Source organism: Pseudoalteromonas sp. SG43-1 (assembly GCF_014164415.1).
In the GTDB taxonomy this organism is placed as follows: Bacteria; Pseudomonadota; Gammaproteobacteria; order Enterobacterales; family Alteromonadaceae; genus Pseudoalteromonas; species Pseudoalteromonas distincta.
Map to the genome: position 1 here is coordinate 43,415 of NZ_JACJFD010000003.1, position 14,525 is coordinate 57,939.

The window sequence follows — 14,525 nt, forward strand, 5'->3', positions numbered from 1 at the left end:
AGCTGCTATAAAAGCAGACATTGCACAACGCCCCATTGGTTGATAAAATCAACTATAACAAATTGATTGACTTTGTCAACTACATTGAGAGTTTTATGAATACACCTTTATCAAATACGCTATTTGAATTGATGCAAAATTACCGCGTCACAATTCGTGAAGCAATTAACGCAGGCGAACTTGGTATTAATGCTATGCACGTACGCTGCATACATATTATTGCGAACGTAAATAACTGTACGGCTAACGATATTGTTACTAAAACGCAGCGCGACAAAGCGCAAATAGCACGTTTAATTAAAGATCTTATTGGCTTAAATTTAATAAATAAACAGGCAAGTGAGCACGATAAGCGCTGCTTTATTTTGTCGCTCACAGAGCAAGGTAAAGTTCTTTTTGATAAGTTATTAGCCTCAGAGCAGAAAATAAATAATCAAATGTGTAAAAACTTAAACCCTCAGCAAATCAAAGACTTTTTAGATATCGCACAGCAAATGATCAAAAATATGGATTGATCGGTTATACATTTCTTGGCATAACTTACACAAAACGCATATACTGTACACTTATACAGTGTATGCGTTTTAGGTTGTGTTATGTTTGTAATTCCCATTTATATAGAAGCAGGCGTGTGTGGTTTTGAATCGCCCGCAGCGCAGTACACCGAGCTAGGTGTAACCCTTGATGAGCTTTTAATAAAGCACCCAAATGCTACCTTTATTGGCCTAGCATCGGGTAACTCTATGCAAGAAGTCGGAATTTTTGAAGGGGACTTATTAGTTATCGACCGTGCAGAGCCTGCAGAAAATGGTGACGTTATTGTTGCTAACTTAAATGGTCTTTTTGTATGTAAGCTGCTTGATAAAACCAATGCGCGGCTGCTTTCAGCTTCTTCTTTACATAAGCCTGTACAACTAACCTCTGCAGACGAGTTTCAGCTCGAAGGCGTAGTAACGCTATCAATAAGAATGCACAGGCAAAGCCCAGAGTTACTAAAATGTATGCCTTAGTTGATGCTGTGTCGTTTTATGCCAGCGCCGAAAAAGTATTTGACCCTGCTATTCGATCCAAACCCGTGGTTGTACTTACCAATAACGATGGCTGTGTATGCGCTATTTGCCCTATTGCTCGGCGCTTAAATATTCCTAAATTTGGCCCGTACTTTAAAGTTAAGCATTTACTTGAGCAAAACAACGTTGTTATTCGCTCTAGCAATTACGAGCTTTATGCTGATTTAAGCGACAAAATGATGAATATCATCGCTCGCTTTTGCGATACACAGCACATATACAGTATTGATGAATCGTTTTTGCACTTTGATGGCTACACATCATTAATTAAAGACTGGCATGAATACGGTCATACAATAAGGCGCACAGTATGGCGCGAAACAAAGCTACCTGTAGGTGTTGGTTTTGGCCCGACCCCTACTTTAGCAAAAGCCGCTAACCATGCTGCTAAAAAGCTCAGTGGTTTTAATGGTGTAGCAGTAATAAATAGCGAACAAACTCGCCAAGCTATTTTACAAAGAATGAGCTGCGAAGATGTGTGGGGGATAGGCCGGCGGCTAGCTAAAAAACTTAAAATAATGAATATACACACCGCCTGGGATCTTGCTCAGCAAAACCCTAGAGCAATGCGCCGTGCATTTAGTGTGGTTGTTGAACGCACAGTAAGCGAGCTTAACGGGATAACATGTTTAAACTGGGATGATGTACGACAAGATAAGCGGGAGATTTATTCAACCCGTAGTTTTGGAGAGCGCATATGTGAGCCAACAGCACTTAAAACAGCGCTAATTAACCATGTAACCACAGTGGCTAATAAATTAAGAGCGCAACACTCGCTCACTCACCAGCTTTATATTTTTGCAGCCAGTGGCGCGCACGAAAATAAATATTATAAAAAGTCTTTTGTGTATAAGTTCCCCTCACCCACTAACGACACCTGCGTGATGGCTAATGCTGTATCTGAGGTATTTAATAAGATTTACCAACCCGGTATACGGTTTTATAAGTGTGGTGTGGGCGCGGTAGAGCTAATATCAGAACAGTTTCAGCAAAATGACTTATTTAATAAAAGCCCTGATAATCCAAAACTTATGCAATGCTTAGACACAATTAACAATCGATACGGAAAAGGAATGCTAAGCCTTGCAAGTAGTAAATTAAATGACCGGTGGCACATGAACCGTGATTTTTTATCGCCGCAGTACACTACGCGTTGGCGCGATATCCCTAAAATATACTGCGAATGATTTGCTACTTACTAGATGCTTTATTTACTCTCATCTGCTTTTTTAAATGTGCACTCTACATTGGGTTCGCTCAATGTGTATTTGAGTGTGTTATCAGCTAAAAATTTGATACTTTGACTGATTGTTTTTTCGTTTGCTGGGCTTTCACAACGGCTCATTCTTAAGCCGTTTTCAAGGCCATCACTTTTATATTTAAGCGTGCTGGTTATAAAGCAAAAGTTTGGTTTTTTAATGGTTCGGGTACCATTGTGGAGCGATCCAAATACAATTTGCTCACCAAGTTTAAAACCAGCACTTAAATCACTTTCATCTGTCAAACTCAAATTGCTGTTAACGCATAACCCTGAGTTGCTCGACACAACTTCGTAGGCTCCCAATTTTGACTTTAAAAGCGGTATAAATCGTGTTTTATTACTCGGCTCAGAAAAAGCATTTGCACTTGTAAAAGCGACAGTTAATAAAGCGAGTGTTAAATATTTCATTTCGTGGGTGTATCCTCGTGAGTCAGCGTGTTAAATAATAGCAAAATGCCTAATCACTTAGCTTTTATAACTTTTAACAACTATAACAGAGATTTACTATAAAAGGAGAGAAGTCGTATTCAGGAACCAAGACGCGAGCAGCTAAGGGAGCTTTGCTCGACTATTACTAATTCTTACATGTGTGTAAGCCAGTAAGATAACGCAAGAGCAATTACCGAGCTTATTAGGTTACAAACCTCGTGCCGCGAATAAATCCCTTAGATTGAACACATTTAAATCCACAAAGATTCATCCTAGATACTGCATTACAAACCATTTTGCTGTTAAGTACTTTAGTTAATACGTACTTAAACAACAAAACGATTTATATCAATGCGCTTACTTGTAGGGAAATTAAACTCATTAAATTGTTTAAATAGCGCACAAATTACTATTTATTTTATTGCCAGTACTTTGCAAATAATAAAGGGTAGCTTTGCTTTAAAAACTTAGGTTTGTCTTTAAAACGTTTGCCTTTGGGTTCATCGCTGCCTGATGGAATAAACGGTAATTCGTCTTCGCTGCGTTCTTCAAATAATAAACCGGCTATTAAATCATACTCATCAATATACGGGTAAGGCTGCTCATTTAAGTAATAAACAGGTGTACACTGCGCTAACGAATCAGCATTTTCTAAAGCGTTTTCGAAAACTGTTTTACCGCGCGAAATTAACCAACATCTAAACTCGCTAAAACCGTAATCGTCGTTACATCCAGCCATCACAAAAGCGGCACCAAACAAATCCCAGGTAAAACATTTACGCATATGTATGCCAAAGTGTTTATCAAAATCAATAAGGTGCTGATCGCTTAAATCATTAAGTTTGTTTTTTAGGTTATCGCTCACACTTTGCGGATCGAGCCCTAAATCAGGCGTTGTTACTAAATCCCAAAAAGCCTGCTCTGTTAACGCTGCCATTATAAAATCTCTTTTACTCGGCCAACTTGACCATCTTCTAAACGTACTTTAATGCCGTGTGGATGATTTGGTGATTTTGTTAAAAGGCGCTCAACCACACCCTCAGTTAATGTGCCGCTGCGTTGATCTTCTTTTAATACAATATTTACTGTGGTACCTGGTGAAATTTGCGAACGCGTAGGAACAGCCATAATTTAAACCCTAAAAATAATTTATCTAATTATAACGTCCATGTGCTATCAAACCAACAAAAGCTCTGTTAATTGGCGGAAAATGAAATCTGTGCTGGTTTTGCGTTCAACTTAATACTAGTAAGCTCTTTGAGTATTATATTTGTTAATTCGTTAAGTTGCGGTTTTGCACTTTCAAGGGCTATATCATCATTAAAATAGCATTGTACTTTTAACGTATTGGCCTCATTATTTAAATCAACTGTATGCGTTAGATAATCAAAACCAATTACCATTTCTTTTATTGCTTCGCATGCATTAGTAAGCGCTAAGCGAATTTGCTTATCGCGCTGTTTTTGAGTTTTAGTCATAAATATAAAGGTTACTTATTTAGTCTGGGCTTGTTGCTGTTTTTTAAACTCTTCGTAGTTAGAGTCTTGTTTATCTAAGCATTCGTAATATTCTTTGTCAGCTTTATAGTTACACTCATCAAGGCGCGCCGATTGAACTTCATGAAAACGCGCATCAGAGCTACAACCTGCTAAAACACATAATCCAACAATAAGTAATGCGCTACTTTTTAGTTTATTGATAAACATTAAATTTCCTTACACTTTCTATATCGAAAAAGCGTTAAATTATTACAGTATTATTGTATATTAGCGCCATAAAATCTTAATCTCCAAAGGATCTATTTCTATGATGTCGCAGTTACAAAAGTTGTTTCAGCGTATAGACAAAAGCAAGATATTTCAATCATTTGTTATAGCTGTAATTATTGTTTCTGCCCTGACAGTAGGTGCGCACACTTACTCACTACATCCTACCGTAGAGCTTGCTCTAAATTGGATGGACGTTGGCATTACCGCATTCTTTTTAATTGAACTAGTAATCCGCTTTATTGCAAGTAAAGGCATAAAACATTTTTTTTCTAAAGGATGGAACATATTCGACACCATCATAGTATTGGGCAGTTTATATCCTGCTGCTGGCTCTACTATGTTAATTGCTCGATTACTTCGCATATTTAGAGTACTGCGATTAGTATCGATGATCCCAGAGCTGCGCTTATTAGTTAATTCATTGCTTAAAGCCATTCCACAAATGGGTTATATAGCCCTATTAATGTTTGTTATTTTTTATATATACGCTGCAATGGGCAGCATGATGTTTGCTGAAATAAACCCCGTACTTTGGCAAGATGTTTCAATCTCCATGCTTACTCTGTTTAGGGTGGCAACATTTGAAGATTGGACCGACATAATGTATGAAACAATGGCGGTGTACGAACTAAGCTGGATTTATTACCTTACGTTTATATTTTTAACCGCATTTGTATTTTTAAATATGATGGTAGGTGCCATTTTAGAAGTAATGAGTGAAGAGCACCGCAAAGCGCGAGAAGAGCTCGCAGACGACAGCTCATTACCTGCAACGCAAGGGCAAGTAAACGAACTACAAACCCAAATTGCTGAGCTTAAAGAGCTATTGAGTAACCGCAAAAACTAATCTGAGAAAAGTACTAAAGCACCCACTTAAAGTTTAAAAAGTGGGTGCAGCTTAAGTATTTAACTAAAACGAACATTACCAAAGAGCTTTAATTCTCCTCGTTATCAGATTTTTCATCCGTATCTTCAAAAGAAATAACGTTATCTACTTTCATTTTAAACGCATCAAAAAATGCGTTTTCTAATACCGAAATCACAGCTTGAAAAGTCGAAACATCCGTATTATCTAATTGCCCCTCTATAGGGATACGTGCAGCAACAAGTTTAGACTCATCGTTTTCGAGTATAGAGCCCAGTAAATCAACACTGCCTTCAAATATGGCCGTAAATATTCCATCGTCATCTTTTTCTATATCTTCGCGCCACGAGAACACACTCAAGTTTTGAACGCCCGCTTTTACATAACCATTTAAGTTATTGTCTTTAGCCACCAATTCCATAGCGCCATCAATGCCACCCGCTTCAATATCAAAAGGCGTGTATACCTTAAATACAGTATCGAGGTTTTTAACAGAGAAACGCTGTACCTCTGCGTTAAAATCAAAATTGGCTTGTTTGCTAAAGGGATCTAATTTGCCATCAAACTTTAATGCGGCCTCCCCCATTAATGCACCTTCTACGCTTAGAGTAGTCACTAGTGTTTTTGATAGGTTTTGCGCGTTAGTTATATTTTCAATTCGAGCGTTGATATTTGATATAAAAGTGGGTTTTTCACCGCTATTGGTTGAGTTAACTAAGGTTAACTTGCCTTGCTCAATTATTAAGGTATCAATAGAAAACAGTACTAAGTCATTCGCCAGCCCCACCCAAGTGGTTTCATCTTTTACTTGTTGATTTTGCTCAGAAGCATTGGGGTCTTTATCATAAATAACTATTTTAGGGCGCGTAAACGCCATGTTTGTTACTAAATTCCCTTTTAAAAGGGCTGACCACGCAAGTGAAAAATCGAGAGTTTGAATACTCAGCAAAGGCTTAGGAGCTGAAGTTGCATCAACAGCATAAATTTCAACGTCGTCAATTGCGTAGGCACCGCGATATAAAAACAAATCTACGTCACCAACATGCCCAGTAACACCTTGTGTGTGCTTTAGCTGATAATTTACGTAGTGCTGAACTACATAAGGCGCGGCTATTCGCGTTAGTATAAGTAACACAACCAGCGCTATTACACCTTTAAGGTATTTGTCGTGAAATATTTTGGATGAAAAATGCATTGTAATTTCCTTTACTAAAAACGGGGGCCTTTTGACCTTTCAGGGTTAAATTTTTCTATATAAAGGGCTGCGTATGTTTAATATTTATTTTTATAAAGCACTAATGAAGATAGCCACACAACATAAACTCTGCTTTACCTAAAACCTAAACGTACAGCTACAAATTTAACCTAGAAGAATAAATAAGCCCTAGCTGAATTCTTTAATTAAGCAAATAAATAAACGTGTAAAAATTACTAATAATTGTAATTTAAATACCTGTTAGGAATAAAATTATAAACAAAGCAAAGTCATATAAGCTTAAAGCTCTAAACAACAGTTATTACAGCAAGGGATATACCACTATTCAAATACACAACTTAAGAAATGATTGCATACATATCTATTTACAATTTAGCTAACTAATAACCGGCGTTAGGTCGAATAAACCGCTTTCATCTACTAAAGTAAAATTAACGCAAACAAGAATAAAAATACATGAATCCTATTTTTTATATATTAGTTACCCTCTTTTTCACCAGTATTATTTGGTCTGTCATATTTTTAATGTCGTGGTATACGTTAGGTAAAAAGCAATATGCCATGCTTTGGACAATCGCATTTGCATTCTCTGCATGCCAATGGGCAACAATGTTGGCAGAACCATTATTTAACTCAAACACATTATATTGGATGTTAGGAAGTAGCTTCTCTGTAGGTTCAGTACTGCTAGGTACGTGGGGGCATTGCATTAGGGTAAACTCGGGTATAAAAATTCGCTATTTAATTATCTCAGCAATAGTTACTCTTGCTGCTGTCTATTATTTTACAGCTATATATGTGCATGTTGGCTTATTTATGTCCTTGTATGTGTATTATGATGTGATTTTACTTGTACTCAATGCAGTTATTATTTTCAGGCATAAACAAAAATCACTTCCTGCCGAAATAGGCGCTAGTATTACTTATACGCTATGTGGATTACTTTTATTTGTTGCAGCAAGCATAGCGTTACTGCAAGGCAGCCAAGTAAATGAAGAATATATAGCGCTGTATACATTAATTAATTTTATTACTGTCCCTACTGCACATGTAGGCATGGCCGTATTCATAATATTTATGATGGCATCAGATTTAGCTGAAAAAATGAACCATCTTGCAATGAGCGACGAACTTACAGGCTGCTTAAATAGGCGTGGATTCTATAATAAAAGCCAAGAGCAACTAAAAGATAAACTTAATAATTATAACTACGTCAGCTTAATTTATTGGGATATAGATAAATTTAAAAAAATAAACGATGAATTTGGACATGCAGGTGGTGATTTAGTTTTAGTAGAAGCTGCAAAAATAATGCAAAACTGCATAAACCCATGTGATTTATTTGGCCGCATTGGCGGCGAAGAATTTGCTTTATTAATAGCAAGAAACGACGAATCGTCAGCTAAAGATCTTCCCGAAAAACTAAGAAGTGCACTGGCCAGTTACCCAATTCATTTTAACGATAAAGTAATTAATGTAACGGCAAGTTTTGGCGTAATAAATATTAAATGTAATAAAACGACAATTGAGAGTGCAATAAATGAAGCAGATAAAGCACTCTACCATGCCAAGAATGAAGGGCGTAATCAGGTGGCTCATGTGAATACATTAAGTTAATAAAAGTTCATTATTACTAGGGGTATTGACCTTTAGCGACTGATTTTTCAGTAGCAGGATTATGTACAAAGCATGATGAAAACGCTAAGCAAAACGCACGGCACTGTTGGATCATCCCTACATAAACAAACTTTGTGAAAAAGTCAGCGCTCTAACTAATAAGTTTAAGCGCGTCGGCAAATCTAACTGGTTTACTGAATATGAAACCTTGATACTTATCAATTTGTAAGCTTTGTAATAACGTTAACTGAGCTGGGCTTTCTACGCCCTCCGCTATTACTTGGCAACCTATCATATGCGACATGTTAGTTACCGCAGATACAATACTTTTATCTTTTGAGCATTCACAAATGTTATCAATATAAGATTTATCCATTTTAATGTAATCAACTGACAGCTCTTTTAAAACCGATATAGAAGAAAACCCGGTACCAAAATCATCAATAGAGATACGTACACCGGTATTTTTTATGGCCGTAATCACTTTTGACAAATACGGTAAATTTTTAATCATGACTGTTTCTGTTATTTCTAAATGCACATTGTATGGTTTAACTGCGTATCTATTTAAAAGCGCAACTAAAAAATCTAAAAAATTATGGTTTTCTAGTTGCAAGACAGACACATTAATCGACAATCCAATCTTACTATTCACCGCATTTAACTTACTTAAACTCGCAATGGCTTGCTCTAGTACAAACTCACCTAATATATTAATTTTTCCATATCGCTCTGCAATATCTATAAATTCTGAAGGGGGGATAAATTCATCATTAAATTGCCAACGAAGTAATACTTCAAACGTGGTTATTTCATTTGTGCTTATATCAACAATGGGTTGATAACAAAGATGAAAGTCACCTTTTTCTACGCACTCTTTAATTGAGCTGCGAAGTACTTCTTCTCTTTTAAGCGATTCATGCATTCGCTCGTCAAATACCGATATTTCGTTACGGCTTTTCTTACCTTCATACATAGCAACATCAGCGTATTTAATCGCGTCTTCAAGATTAAAATTTTCGCGCGTAAAATACAGCCCAACCTTAAAAGAGGGATTTACTTGATAGCTGTCCATGCTTACTGTTTTAGTTAAGGTTTTAACTAATCTAAAAACACAGTCAAAAAGTTCGTCTTCGGTGTTAGTGCGAGAATAAAAAATAAACTCATCACCTCCCCATCGACAAGCAATAAAGTCGCCTTGGGTTTGTGTTTCAACTAATCGTTTACCTGTTTGAGCCAGCACAAAATCACCAAAATCGTGACCGTATTTATCGTTGATGATTTTAAAGTCATCCATATCTAAAAATAAAACAGCTTTAATATCATCATTTTGATTGGCTAAATCAAGTTCAACATTAGAAACAAAGCTCCCCCTGTTAAACAATTTAGTTAGGTTATCTTTTTGCTCTAAAAGGATTATTTGCTCGGTGCGAAGTTGCACTTCATTTTCTAAGTTTTCAATAAATTGATCTAACTTAAGTTCATTATTAATTGATAATTTTACATCTTTTGCAGTACGTACAGCAGTGACAAAGCATAAAATAAACCATAAAACGAGCCCTAAAATACCTAGTACATTCTCATCTTCAATAGGCTGTAAAAGTAATAAAATACTAAAAGGAACCAATAAACAGGTTATATACGACAATGAAGAGCGAATATCGGATGCTAAAACATTTACACCGCCACCAGCAAGGGAGCTAAAAACAACGAGTGATATAAACTTCTCCTGCATTTGCATTTTTTCATAAAACAAAATAGGAAAAGCAGCCCATGTTAAAGCCGTTAATAATAAACCTATAAAATACAGGTGATATTTAAAAGCATGGGTGTTGTTAACAAATACATGGCTCGCTATTCGAAGTAATGAAATAAATGATAACGTAAAAAGCCAGTAAAGTTTTTCTTGCGAGGCGCTGTGGTTAATACTACTAAAAATAAGAAAACAAGAAACAACCGTGTTTATAGCAATTGCAGAACTAAAATAGGAGCTAACAAATGCTAATCGCTTATTGGCAAAGTTATTTATGTGAGAGGTCATCAATGTTACTTGAATAGGCTGTTGCACAATGTAAACAGTTTACTTAAGTTCAATAATAAACAACAGTGAACATTCATAAAAAAGTATTATTTGAACCTCTTAAGCGGTTTTATAAGCCATTAAACTAAAAAGGGCTGGCAAATTGCCAACCCCTTTTTGTTAATGTTGATTACTTATCACTCACCATCAACAATTATGCGTAGCATACGACGAAGTGGCTCTGCCGCGCCCCATAAAAGCTGATCGCCTACTGTAAATGCGCTAATGTATTTTGGTCCCATCGCTAATTTACGAATACGGCCAACAGGAATGCTTAAAGTGCCCGTTACTTTAACCGGTGTTAAATCTGTGGCACTAATTTCACGCTCGTTTGGAATTACCTTAACCCACTCATTATGAGACGCTAAAATTTCTTCAATTTTTTCTACGCTAATATCTTCACGTAATTTAATGGTCATCGCTTGCGAATGACAACGCATAGCGCCAATACGAACACATAAACCATCAATTGGCACTGGTTGCTTAGAAGAGCCTAAAATTTTGTTGGCTTCTACTTGCGCTTTCCACTCTTCTTTAGACTGACCGCTTGGCATAGGTACGTCAATCCACGGGATTAAACTGCCCGCTAATGGCACACCAAATTGGTCTTGTGGTAAGTCTTTTGAAGCCATTGTTTCACTGACTATTTTATCAATTTCTAAAATAGCAGAGCTTGGGTTATCTAATTGCTCGGCAACACTTGCATGAATAGCGCCCATTTGTGCAATAAGCTCTTTCATATTTCGTGCACCAGCACCAGAGGCTGCTTGGTAAGTCATTGGGCTTACCCATTCAATTAGGTCTTGCTCAAATAAACCGCCTAATGCAAGTAGCATTAGCGATACTGTACAGTTACCGCCAACAAACGTTTTAACGCCTTGCTCTAAGCCTTGTTCAATAACATCTTTGTTTACGGGATCTAGCACTATTATGCTGTCCTCACTCATACGCAGTGCTGAAGCTGCATCAATCCAGTAACCATCCCAACCCGACTCGCGTAATTTTGGATATACCGCATTGGTGTAGTCACCGCCTTGGCAAGTAACAATAATATCCATTTTAGCAAGTTCGCTAATGTCACTTGCATCTAGCAATGGTTTTGCGTCGCCTGCTATATCAGGGCCTAGTTGACCCGCTTGTGAGGTGGTGAAAAAGGTGGTGTCGATATGGGCAAAATCACTTTGCTGCTGCATACGTTCTAATAACACAGAGCCAACCATGCCACGCCAACCGACTAATCCTACTTTTTTCATTGTTTGTTCCACTGTTTGATTCATAAAAGATGCCTTAATACATTAAAAATTAAATTCATTGCGTGAGATTTAATTTTCATTAACGTCAAAATAACACCACCAGCGCGCTAAAACTAGTGAATAAAGTAGAACTTAAATATTTTTCATAGTCATAAAAAAGCCCTGTATTAAATACAGGGCTAATAGGTAATTAGGTTTTATTATATCCCCCTTCCTTGGGTAGAAAATTAAAACTCGTAGCTAAAGCTTAAACTAAACTCAGTGCCTTCTTCTTGACGCCAAAGTGTTAAGTTTTCTTGTTCAATTTCTTTTTCTTGGCCAAGTATATTTTTAACTTTAAAATTAACTTTAGTATTAAAGTTAGGGAAGTAAGAATAAACTAAATCAAGAGAATGAAATGACTTTTCTTCTGCGTCTTCGTTACCACGCGTACCTGGTACGATTATGCGCGGCCCAAACACGTTATAAACAACTGAGGTAGAATGAAAACCATCAGCAGAGTCATAACCCATTTGTAAGTTTGCTACCCATTCAGAATGACCAACTAAACGACGTTTATTATTAGTAACAATGTTAGAAACAGAGTCAGCTTCCAACGCCTCTTTTAGTTGTTGTTCAAATAATGAATCAACCCCATCAGCATCGTTTATGCCAAGCTCAACACTTGAATCCGATAGAGTAACGTTACCTGATAAAAATATGGCAGATAAATCATTATGAATAAAACTAAAGTCAGTTAAAAAGTCTACCTCAATACCTGTTAGTTCACCCGACTGCGCATTTGCTGTTAGTAATTGCGGAGCAGCTCCACCAACACCCGCTAACTCAACCATTTCAATTGGGTTTTCAATATCTTTATAAAACAAAGCAACTGATAGATTGTTTCCTGAAGGCATGTACCACTCAAACCTAAAGTCAGCATTTTTTAGCTTAGAGCTTTGAAGTGTAGGCGAGCCTCGCACTAAAAACTCTGTTAGTGGGTCAACATAATAAGTTGAGCTTACATCACGCATATCTGGGCGAATCGTCGTTTCACTTAAGTTTAAGCGAAACTGCATTTCTTCATCCATAATATAAGTAATTGCTAAAGAAGGAAAAAAGTTATCTTCTTTTATTGCAACTTCGCTCACTTCTTCAATTGTTCCATCAAAGAAATTAGTATGAGCCTGAAAAGGGACTGATATTTGAGAAAAGTCTTCCCAACGAATACCACCGGTTATACGCCATGTGTTTTCGTAGAAAAAGTCGGCCATAAAATAATAAGCGTCTAACTTATGTGCAGCGCTGTACTTATCACCATCTGCGGTACCATCATCAAAAATACCAGAGCCTGTAATACTTGTATAAAACTCACTATTAGCTAAATTTTCGTCAGAAAAAATTTGGTCTATGTTTGAGCCAAATGTATATTCATCTGTTATACCACGGTGCGTAATACCAAATTGAATATTACTTGCATCACGTTTTTTTTCAGAAAAATCGCCACCCACCTTAAGCTCTAACTCATAGCCATCACCATAAAACGGGATGCCCATATTCCAACCATATGTATCTACGTCATCATGCAAAGTTTGATAATCACGTGTTACGTTTGTTGCAGCAACATCTTGTAACTGCTCTGATTCAAATACACCATCATTTAAGTTAGTTTGAAAAACAACATCCAATGCGCCAGGAGCATCTCTGTTGGCGCGGCTTGTACCTGCATACCAATCAAAAAATAAATTTTCTAATTCAGGAAAGTTATGCGTCCCTTTGAGCTGCGTAGAGAACATTTCACGCTCTTCATACATAACGTCAACACGGCGTAACTCAGTAACACCTTCTTCTGACTCGTTAGCATCGAAAAAGTCACGATTACGCACTCTGTCACTCATATCATGAAGCGCTATATTCGTTAGTTCAAATTTATGGTTATTATTAAATTCATAACCTAAATTTAATGTGCCACTCCAACGAACGGTTTGTTCAGTAGATATGCCATCATAAGTTTGTGCAAAACATTTGTCTTCGCAGCCCAAACTACCTAAATTTGTACCGCTTTGCTCTTTAACTACTTCCCATTCATTGTCATAGGAAACAGCGGCTAGAACGCCAAAAGTACCTACTTCAGACTCAAACCTATCACCTAGTGCTACTGAAAAATTCATGCCTGGATCAACGTCTTTCTCAGTAGGTCCAACTTGCCAATCTAGAGATTGTAAGAGCGCTTGACGCTGCTCAAGCGAAGTACTGCTGTCACCTTCAAGTCCTGCATCACTTTTAAGCGCTGTAGAAATTAATGAAGGTAAAGCACGTGTACCATCATCGCGCCCCATCCAATCATCATCACCACCACTGTAAAAATAACCGGTGTCACTGTTAGAGGTGTTATATGAAGTACCTAACTGTATTTTAAACAAAAAATCAGAAGGAATAGATTTGGTGCGTATATTTACATTACCACCACCAAAGTGCGCTGGCATATCAGGAGAAAACGATTTCTGCACACTTAAGCTTTCAATAATATCCGATGGAAATAAATCCAGTGGAACAACTGATCGAGTGGGATCTGGGCTTGGCACATACATGCTATTAAGTTGGGTACTTGAATAACGTTCACCCAAACCACGTACATAAATATATTTACCATCGACTAAGGTTAAACCAGTCACACGACGAAGCGCTGAAGCTGCATCGCCATCACCTGTGCGTGATATTTGATCAGCACCCATAATATCAGCAACAAATGCCTGATTTTGACGCTCTTGTAGTACTGCGCCTGCACTACCTTTTAATCGTTGCCCTACAGCAACAACTTCTTCTATTTCTTGCTCTTCGGCTTCGGCTGCTATAGCTGTGTTTACTGATAGCCCCATAATTGCAGCCATAACTGCGCAATTTAGTTTACAAAGAACAAGAGAAGAGGGTTTAAAAGATTTCATTTTTATACTCCGAAACAAAACAAGACATTAGCCGGACTTTC

At 37.2% G+C, this 14,525-nt stretch carries 14 protein-coding genes; 5 read left to right on the forward strand and 9 right to left on the reverse strand.

All coding sequences use genetic code 11. The features are described from left to right. Nucleotides 1-95 precede the first annotated feature (95 nt). The 3 genes from H5159_RS04125 to H5159_RS04135 all read left to right on the forward strand — a co-directional run bounded on the left by H5159_RS04125 (nt 96) and on the right by H5159_RS04135 (nt 2,257). Nucleotides 96-515 (forward strand): MarR family winged helix-turn-helix transcriptional regulator, encoded by a 420-nt coding sequence (locus tag H5159_RS04125; protein WP_004334811.1) that lies wholly within the window; start codon nt 96-98, stop codon nt 513-515. Between the two features lie 81 nt (nt 516-596). Next, the gene (locus H5159_RS04130; protein WP_004334808.1) at nt 597-1,010 is read left to right on the forward strand and encodes a S24 family peptidase; all 414 of its coding nucleotides are present in this window, start codon (nt 597-599) and stop codon (nt 1,008-1,010) included. After that, complete coding sequence (locus H5159_RS04135; protein ID WP_024597582.1) at nt 998-2,257, forward strand: Y-family DNA polymerase; 1,260 nt, start codon at nt 998-1,000, stop codon at nt 2,255-2,257. The genes H5159_RS04130 and H5159_RS04135 overlap by 13 nt, the downstream gene beginning before the upstream one ends. Nucleotides 2,258-2,277: 20 nt before the next feature. Here H5159_RS04135 and H5159_RS04140 read toward each other — a convergent pair whose 3' ends face one another. The 5 genes from H5159_RS04140 to H5159_RS04160 all read right to left on the reverse strand — a co-directional run bounded on the left by H5159_RS04140 (nt 2,278) and on the right by H5159_RS04160 (nt 4,466). Continuing rightward, nucleotides 2,278-2,739: a hypothetical protein gene (locus H5159_RS04140; RefSeq protein WP_004334802.1), complete on the reverse strand. Its 462-nt coding sequence runs from the start codon at nt 2,737-2,739 to the stop codon at nt 2,278-2,280. A 439-nt stretch (nt 2,740-3,178) separates the two neighbouring features. Beyond that, on the reverse strand, nt 3,179-3,697 hold the full coding sequence (locus tag H5159_RS04145; protein WP_182720336.1) for a DUF4240 domain-containing protein: 519 nt from the start codon (nt 3,695-3,697) through the stop codon (nt 3,179-3,181). Then, nucleotides 3,697-3,888, reverse strand: a complete 192-nt coding sequence (locus tag H5159_RS04150) for a YwbE family protein (RefSeq protein WP_007583223.1) — start codon at nt 3,886-3,888, stop codon at nt 3,697-3,699. The genes H5159_RS04145 and H5159_RS04150 overlap by 1 nt, the downstream gene beginning before the upstream one ends. A gap of 68 nt (nt 3,889-3,956) precedes the next feature. After that, nucleotides 3,957-4,238: a hypothetical protein gene (locus H5159_RS04155; RefSeq protein ID WP_182779775.1), complete on the reverse strand. Its 282-nt coding sequence runs from the start codon at nt 4,236-4,238 to the stop codon at nt 3,957-3,959. Nucleotides 4,239-4,253: 15 nt separating this feature from the next. Next, nucleotides 4,254-4,466 carry a hypothetical protein gene (locus tag H5159_RS04160; protein WP_121954678.1) on the reverse strand — a complete coding sequence of 71 codons (213 nt, stop codon included), beginning with the start codon at nt 4,464-4,466 and terminating at the stop codon, nt 4,254-4,256. A 100-nt stretch (nt 4,467-4,566) separates the two neighbouring features. Here H5159_RS04160 and H5159_RS04165 point away from each other — a divergent pair, with 100 nt between their 5' ends. After that, on the forward strand, nt 4,567-5,376 hold the full coding sequence (locus tag H5159_RS04165; protein WP_182779776.1) for an ion transporter: 810 nt from the start codon (nt 4,567-4,569) through the stop codon (nt 5,374-5,376). Nucleotides 5,377-5,464: 88 nt separating this feature from the next. Here H5159_RS04165 and H5159_RS04170 read toward each other — a convergent pair whose 3' ends face one another. Then, nucleotides 5,465-6,589: a DUF748 domain-containing protein gene (locus H5159_RS04170; protein WP_182779777.1), complete on the reverse strand. Its 1,125-nt coding sequence runs from the start codon at nt 6,587-6,589 to the stop codon at nt 5,465-5,467. Nucleotides 6,590-7,066: 477 nt separating this feature from the next. Here H5159_RS04170 and H5159_RS04175 point away from each other — a divergent pair, with 477 nt between their 5' ends. Continuing rightward, complete coding sequence (locus H5159_RS04175) at nt 7,067-8,227, forward strand: GGDEF domain-containing protein (protein WP_165723860.1); 1,161 nt, start codon at nt 7,067-7,069, stop codon at nt 8,225-8,227. A 151-nt stretch (nt 8,228-8,378) separates the two neighbouring features. Here the strand turns inward: H5159_RS04175 and H5159_RS04180 are convergent, their stop codons facing one another. From H5159_RS04180 to H5159_RS04190, 3 genes are all read right to left on the reverse strand, one after another. Further along, complete coding sequence (locus H5159_RS04180) at nt 8,379-10,268, reverse strand: bifunctional diguanylate cyclase/phosphodiesterase (RefSeq protein ID WP_220496426.1); 1,890 nt, start codon at nt 10,266-10,268, stop codon at nt 8,379-8,381. Nucleotides 10,269-10,444: 176 nt separating this feature from the next. After that, entirely contained in the window at nt 10,445-11,584 is a 1,140-nt protein-coding gene (gene asd / locus H5159_RS04185) for an aspartate-semialdehyde dehydrogenase (RefSeq protein WP_004334779.1), read from the reverse strand. A 203-nt stretch (nt 11,585-11,787) separates the two neighbouring features. Further along, nucleotides 11,788-14,484: a TonB-dependent receptor domain-containing protein gene (locus tag H5159_RS04190; RefSeq protein ID WP_182692812.1), complete on the reverse strand. Its 2,697-nt coding sequence runs from the start codon at nt 14,482-14,484 to the stop codon at nt 11,788-11,790. Between the last annotated feature and the right edge of the window lie 41 nt (nt 14,485-14,525).

Bases quoted from the DNA above. Each gene is read 5' to 3' on its own strand.
- H5159_RS04145 (WP_182720336.1), bottom strand. From the start codon at position 3,697: ATGGCAGCGTTAACAGAGCAGGCTTTTTGGGATTTAGTAACAACGCCT.
- H5159_RS04125 (WP_004334811.1), top strand. From the start codon at position 96: ATGAATACACCTTTATCAAATACGCTATTTGAATTGATGCAAAATTAC.
- H5159_RS04160 (WP_121954678.1), bottom strand. From the start codon at position 4,466: ATGTTTATCAATAAACTAAAAAGTAGCGCATTACTTATTGTTGGATTA.
- H5159_RS04190 (WP_182692812.1), bottom strand. From the start codon at position 14,484: ATGAAATCTTTTAAACCCTCTTCTCTTGTTCTTTGTAAACTAAATTGC.
- H5159_RS04130 (WP_004334808.1), top strand. From the start codon at position 597: ATGTTTGTAATTCCCATTTATATAGAAGCAGGCGTGTGTGGTTTTGAA.
- H5159_RS04170 (WP_182779777.1), bottom strand. From the start codon at position 6,589: ATGCATTTTTCATCCAAAATATTTCACGACAAATACCTTAAAGGTGTA.
- H5159_RS04150 (WP_007583223.1), bottom strand. From the start codon at position 3,888: ATGGCTGTTCCTACGCGTTCGCAAATTTCACCAGGTACCACAGTAAAT.
- H5159_RS04140 (WP_004334802.1), bottom strand. From the start codon at position 2,739: ATGAAATATTTAACACTCGCTTTATTAACTGTCGCTTTTACAAGTGCA.
- H5159_RS04165 (WP_182779776.1), top strand. From the start codon at position 4,567: ATGATGTCGCAGTTACAAAAGTTGTTTCAGCGTATAGACAAAAGCAAG.
- asd (WP_004334779.1), bottom strand. From the start codon at position 11,584: ATGAATCAAACAGTGGAACAAACAATGAAAAAAGTAGGATTAGTCGGT.
- H5159_RS04155 (WP_182779775.1), bottom strand. From the start codon at position 4,238: ATGACTAAAACTCAAAAACAGCGCGATAAGCAAATTCGCTTAGCGCTT.
- H5159_RS04135 (WP_024597582.1), top strand. From the start codon at position 998: ATGTATGCCTTAGTTGATGCTGTGTCGTTTTATGCCAGCGCCGAAAAA.
- H5159_RS04175 (WP_165723860.1), top strand. From the start codon at position 7,067: ATGAATCCTATTTTTTATATATTAGTTACCCTCTTTTTCACCAGTATT.
- H5159_RS04180 (WP_220496426.1), bottom strand. From the start codon at position 10,268: ATGACCTCTCACATAAATAACTTTGCCAATAAGCGATTAGCATTTGTT.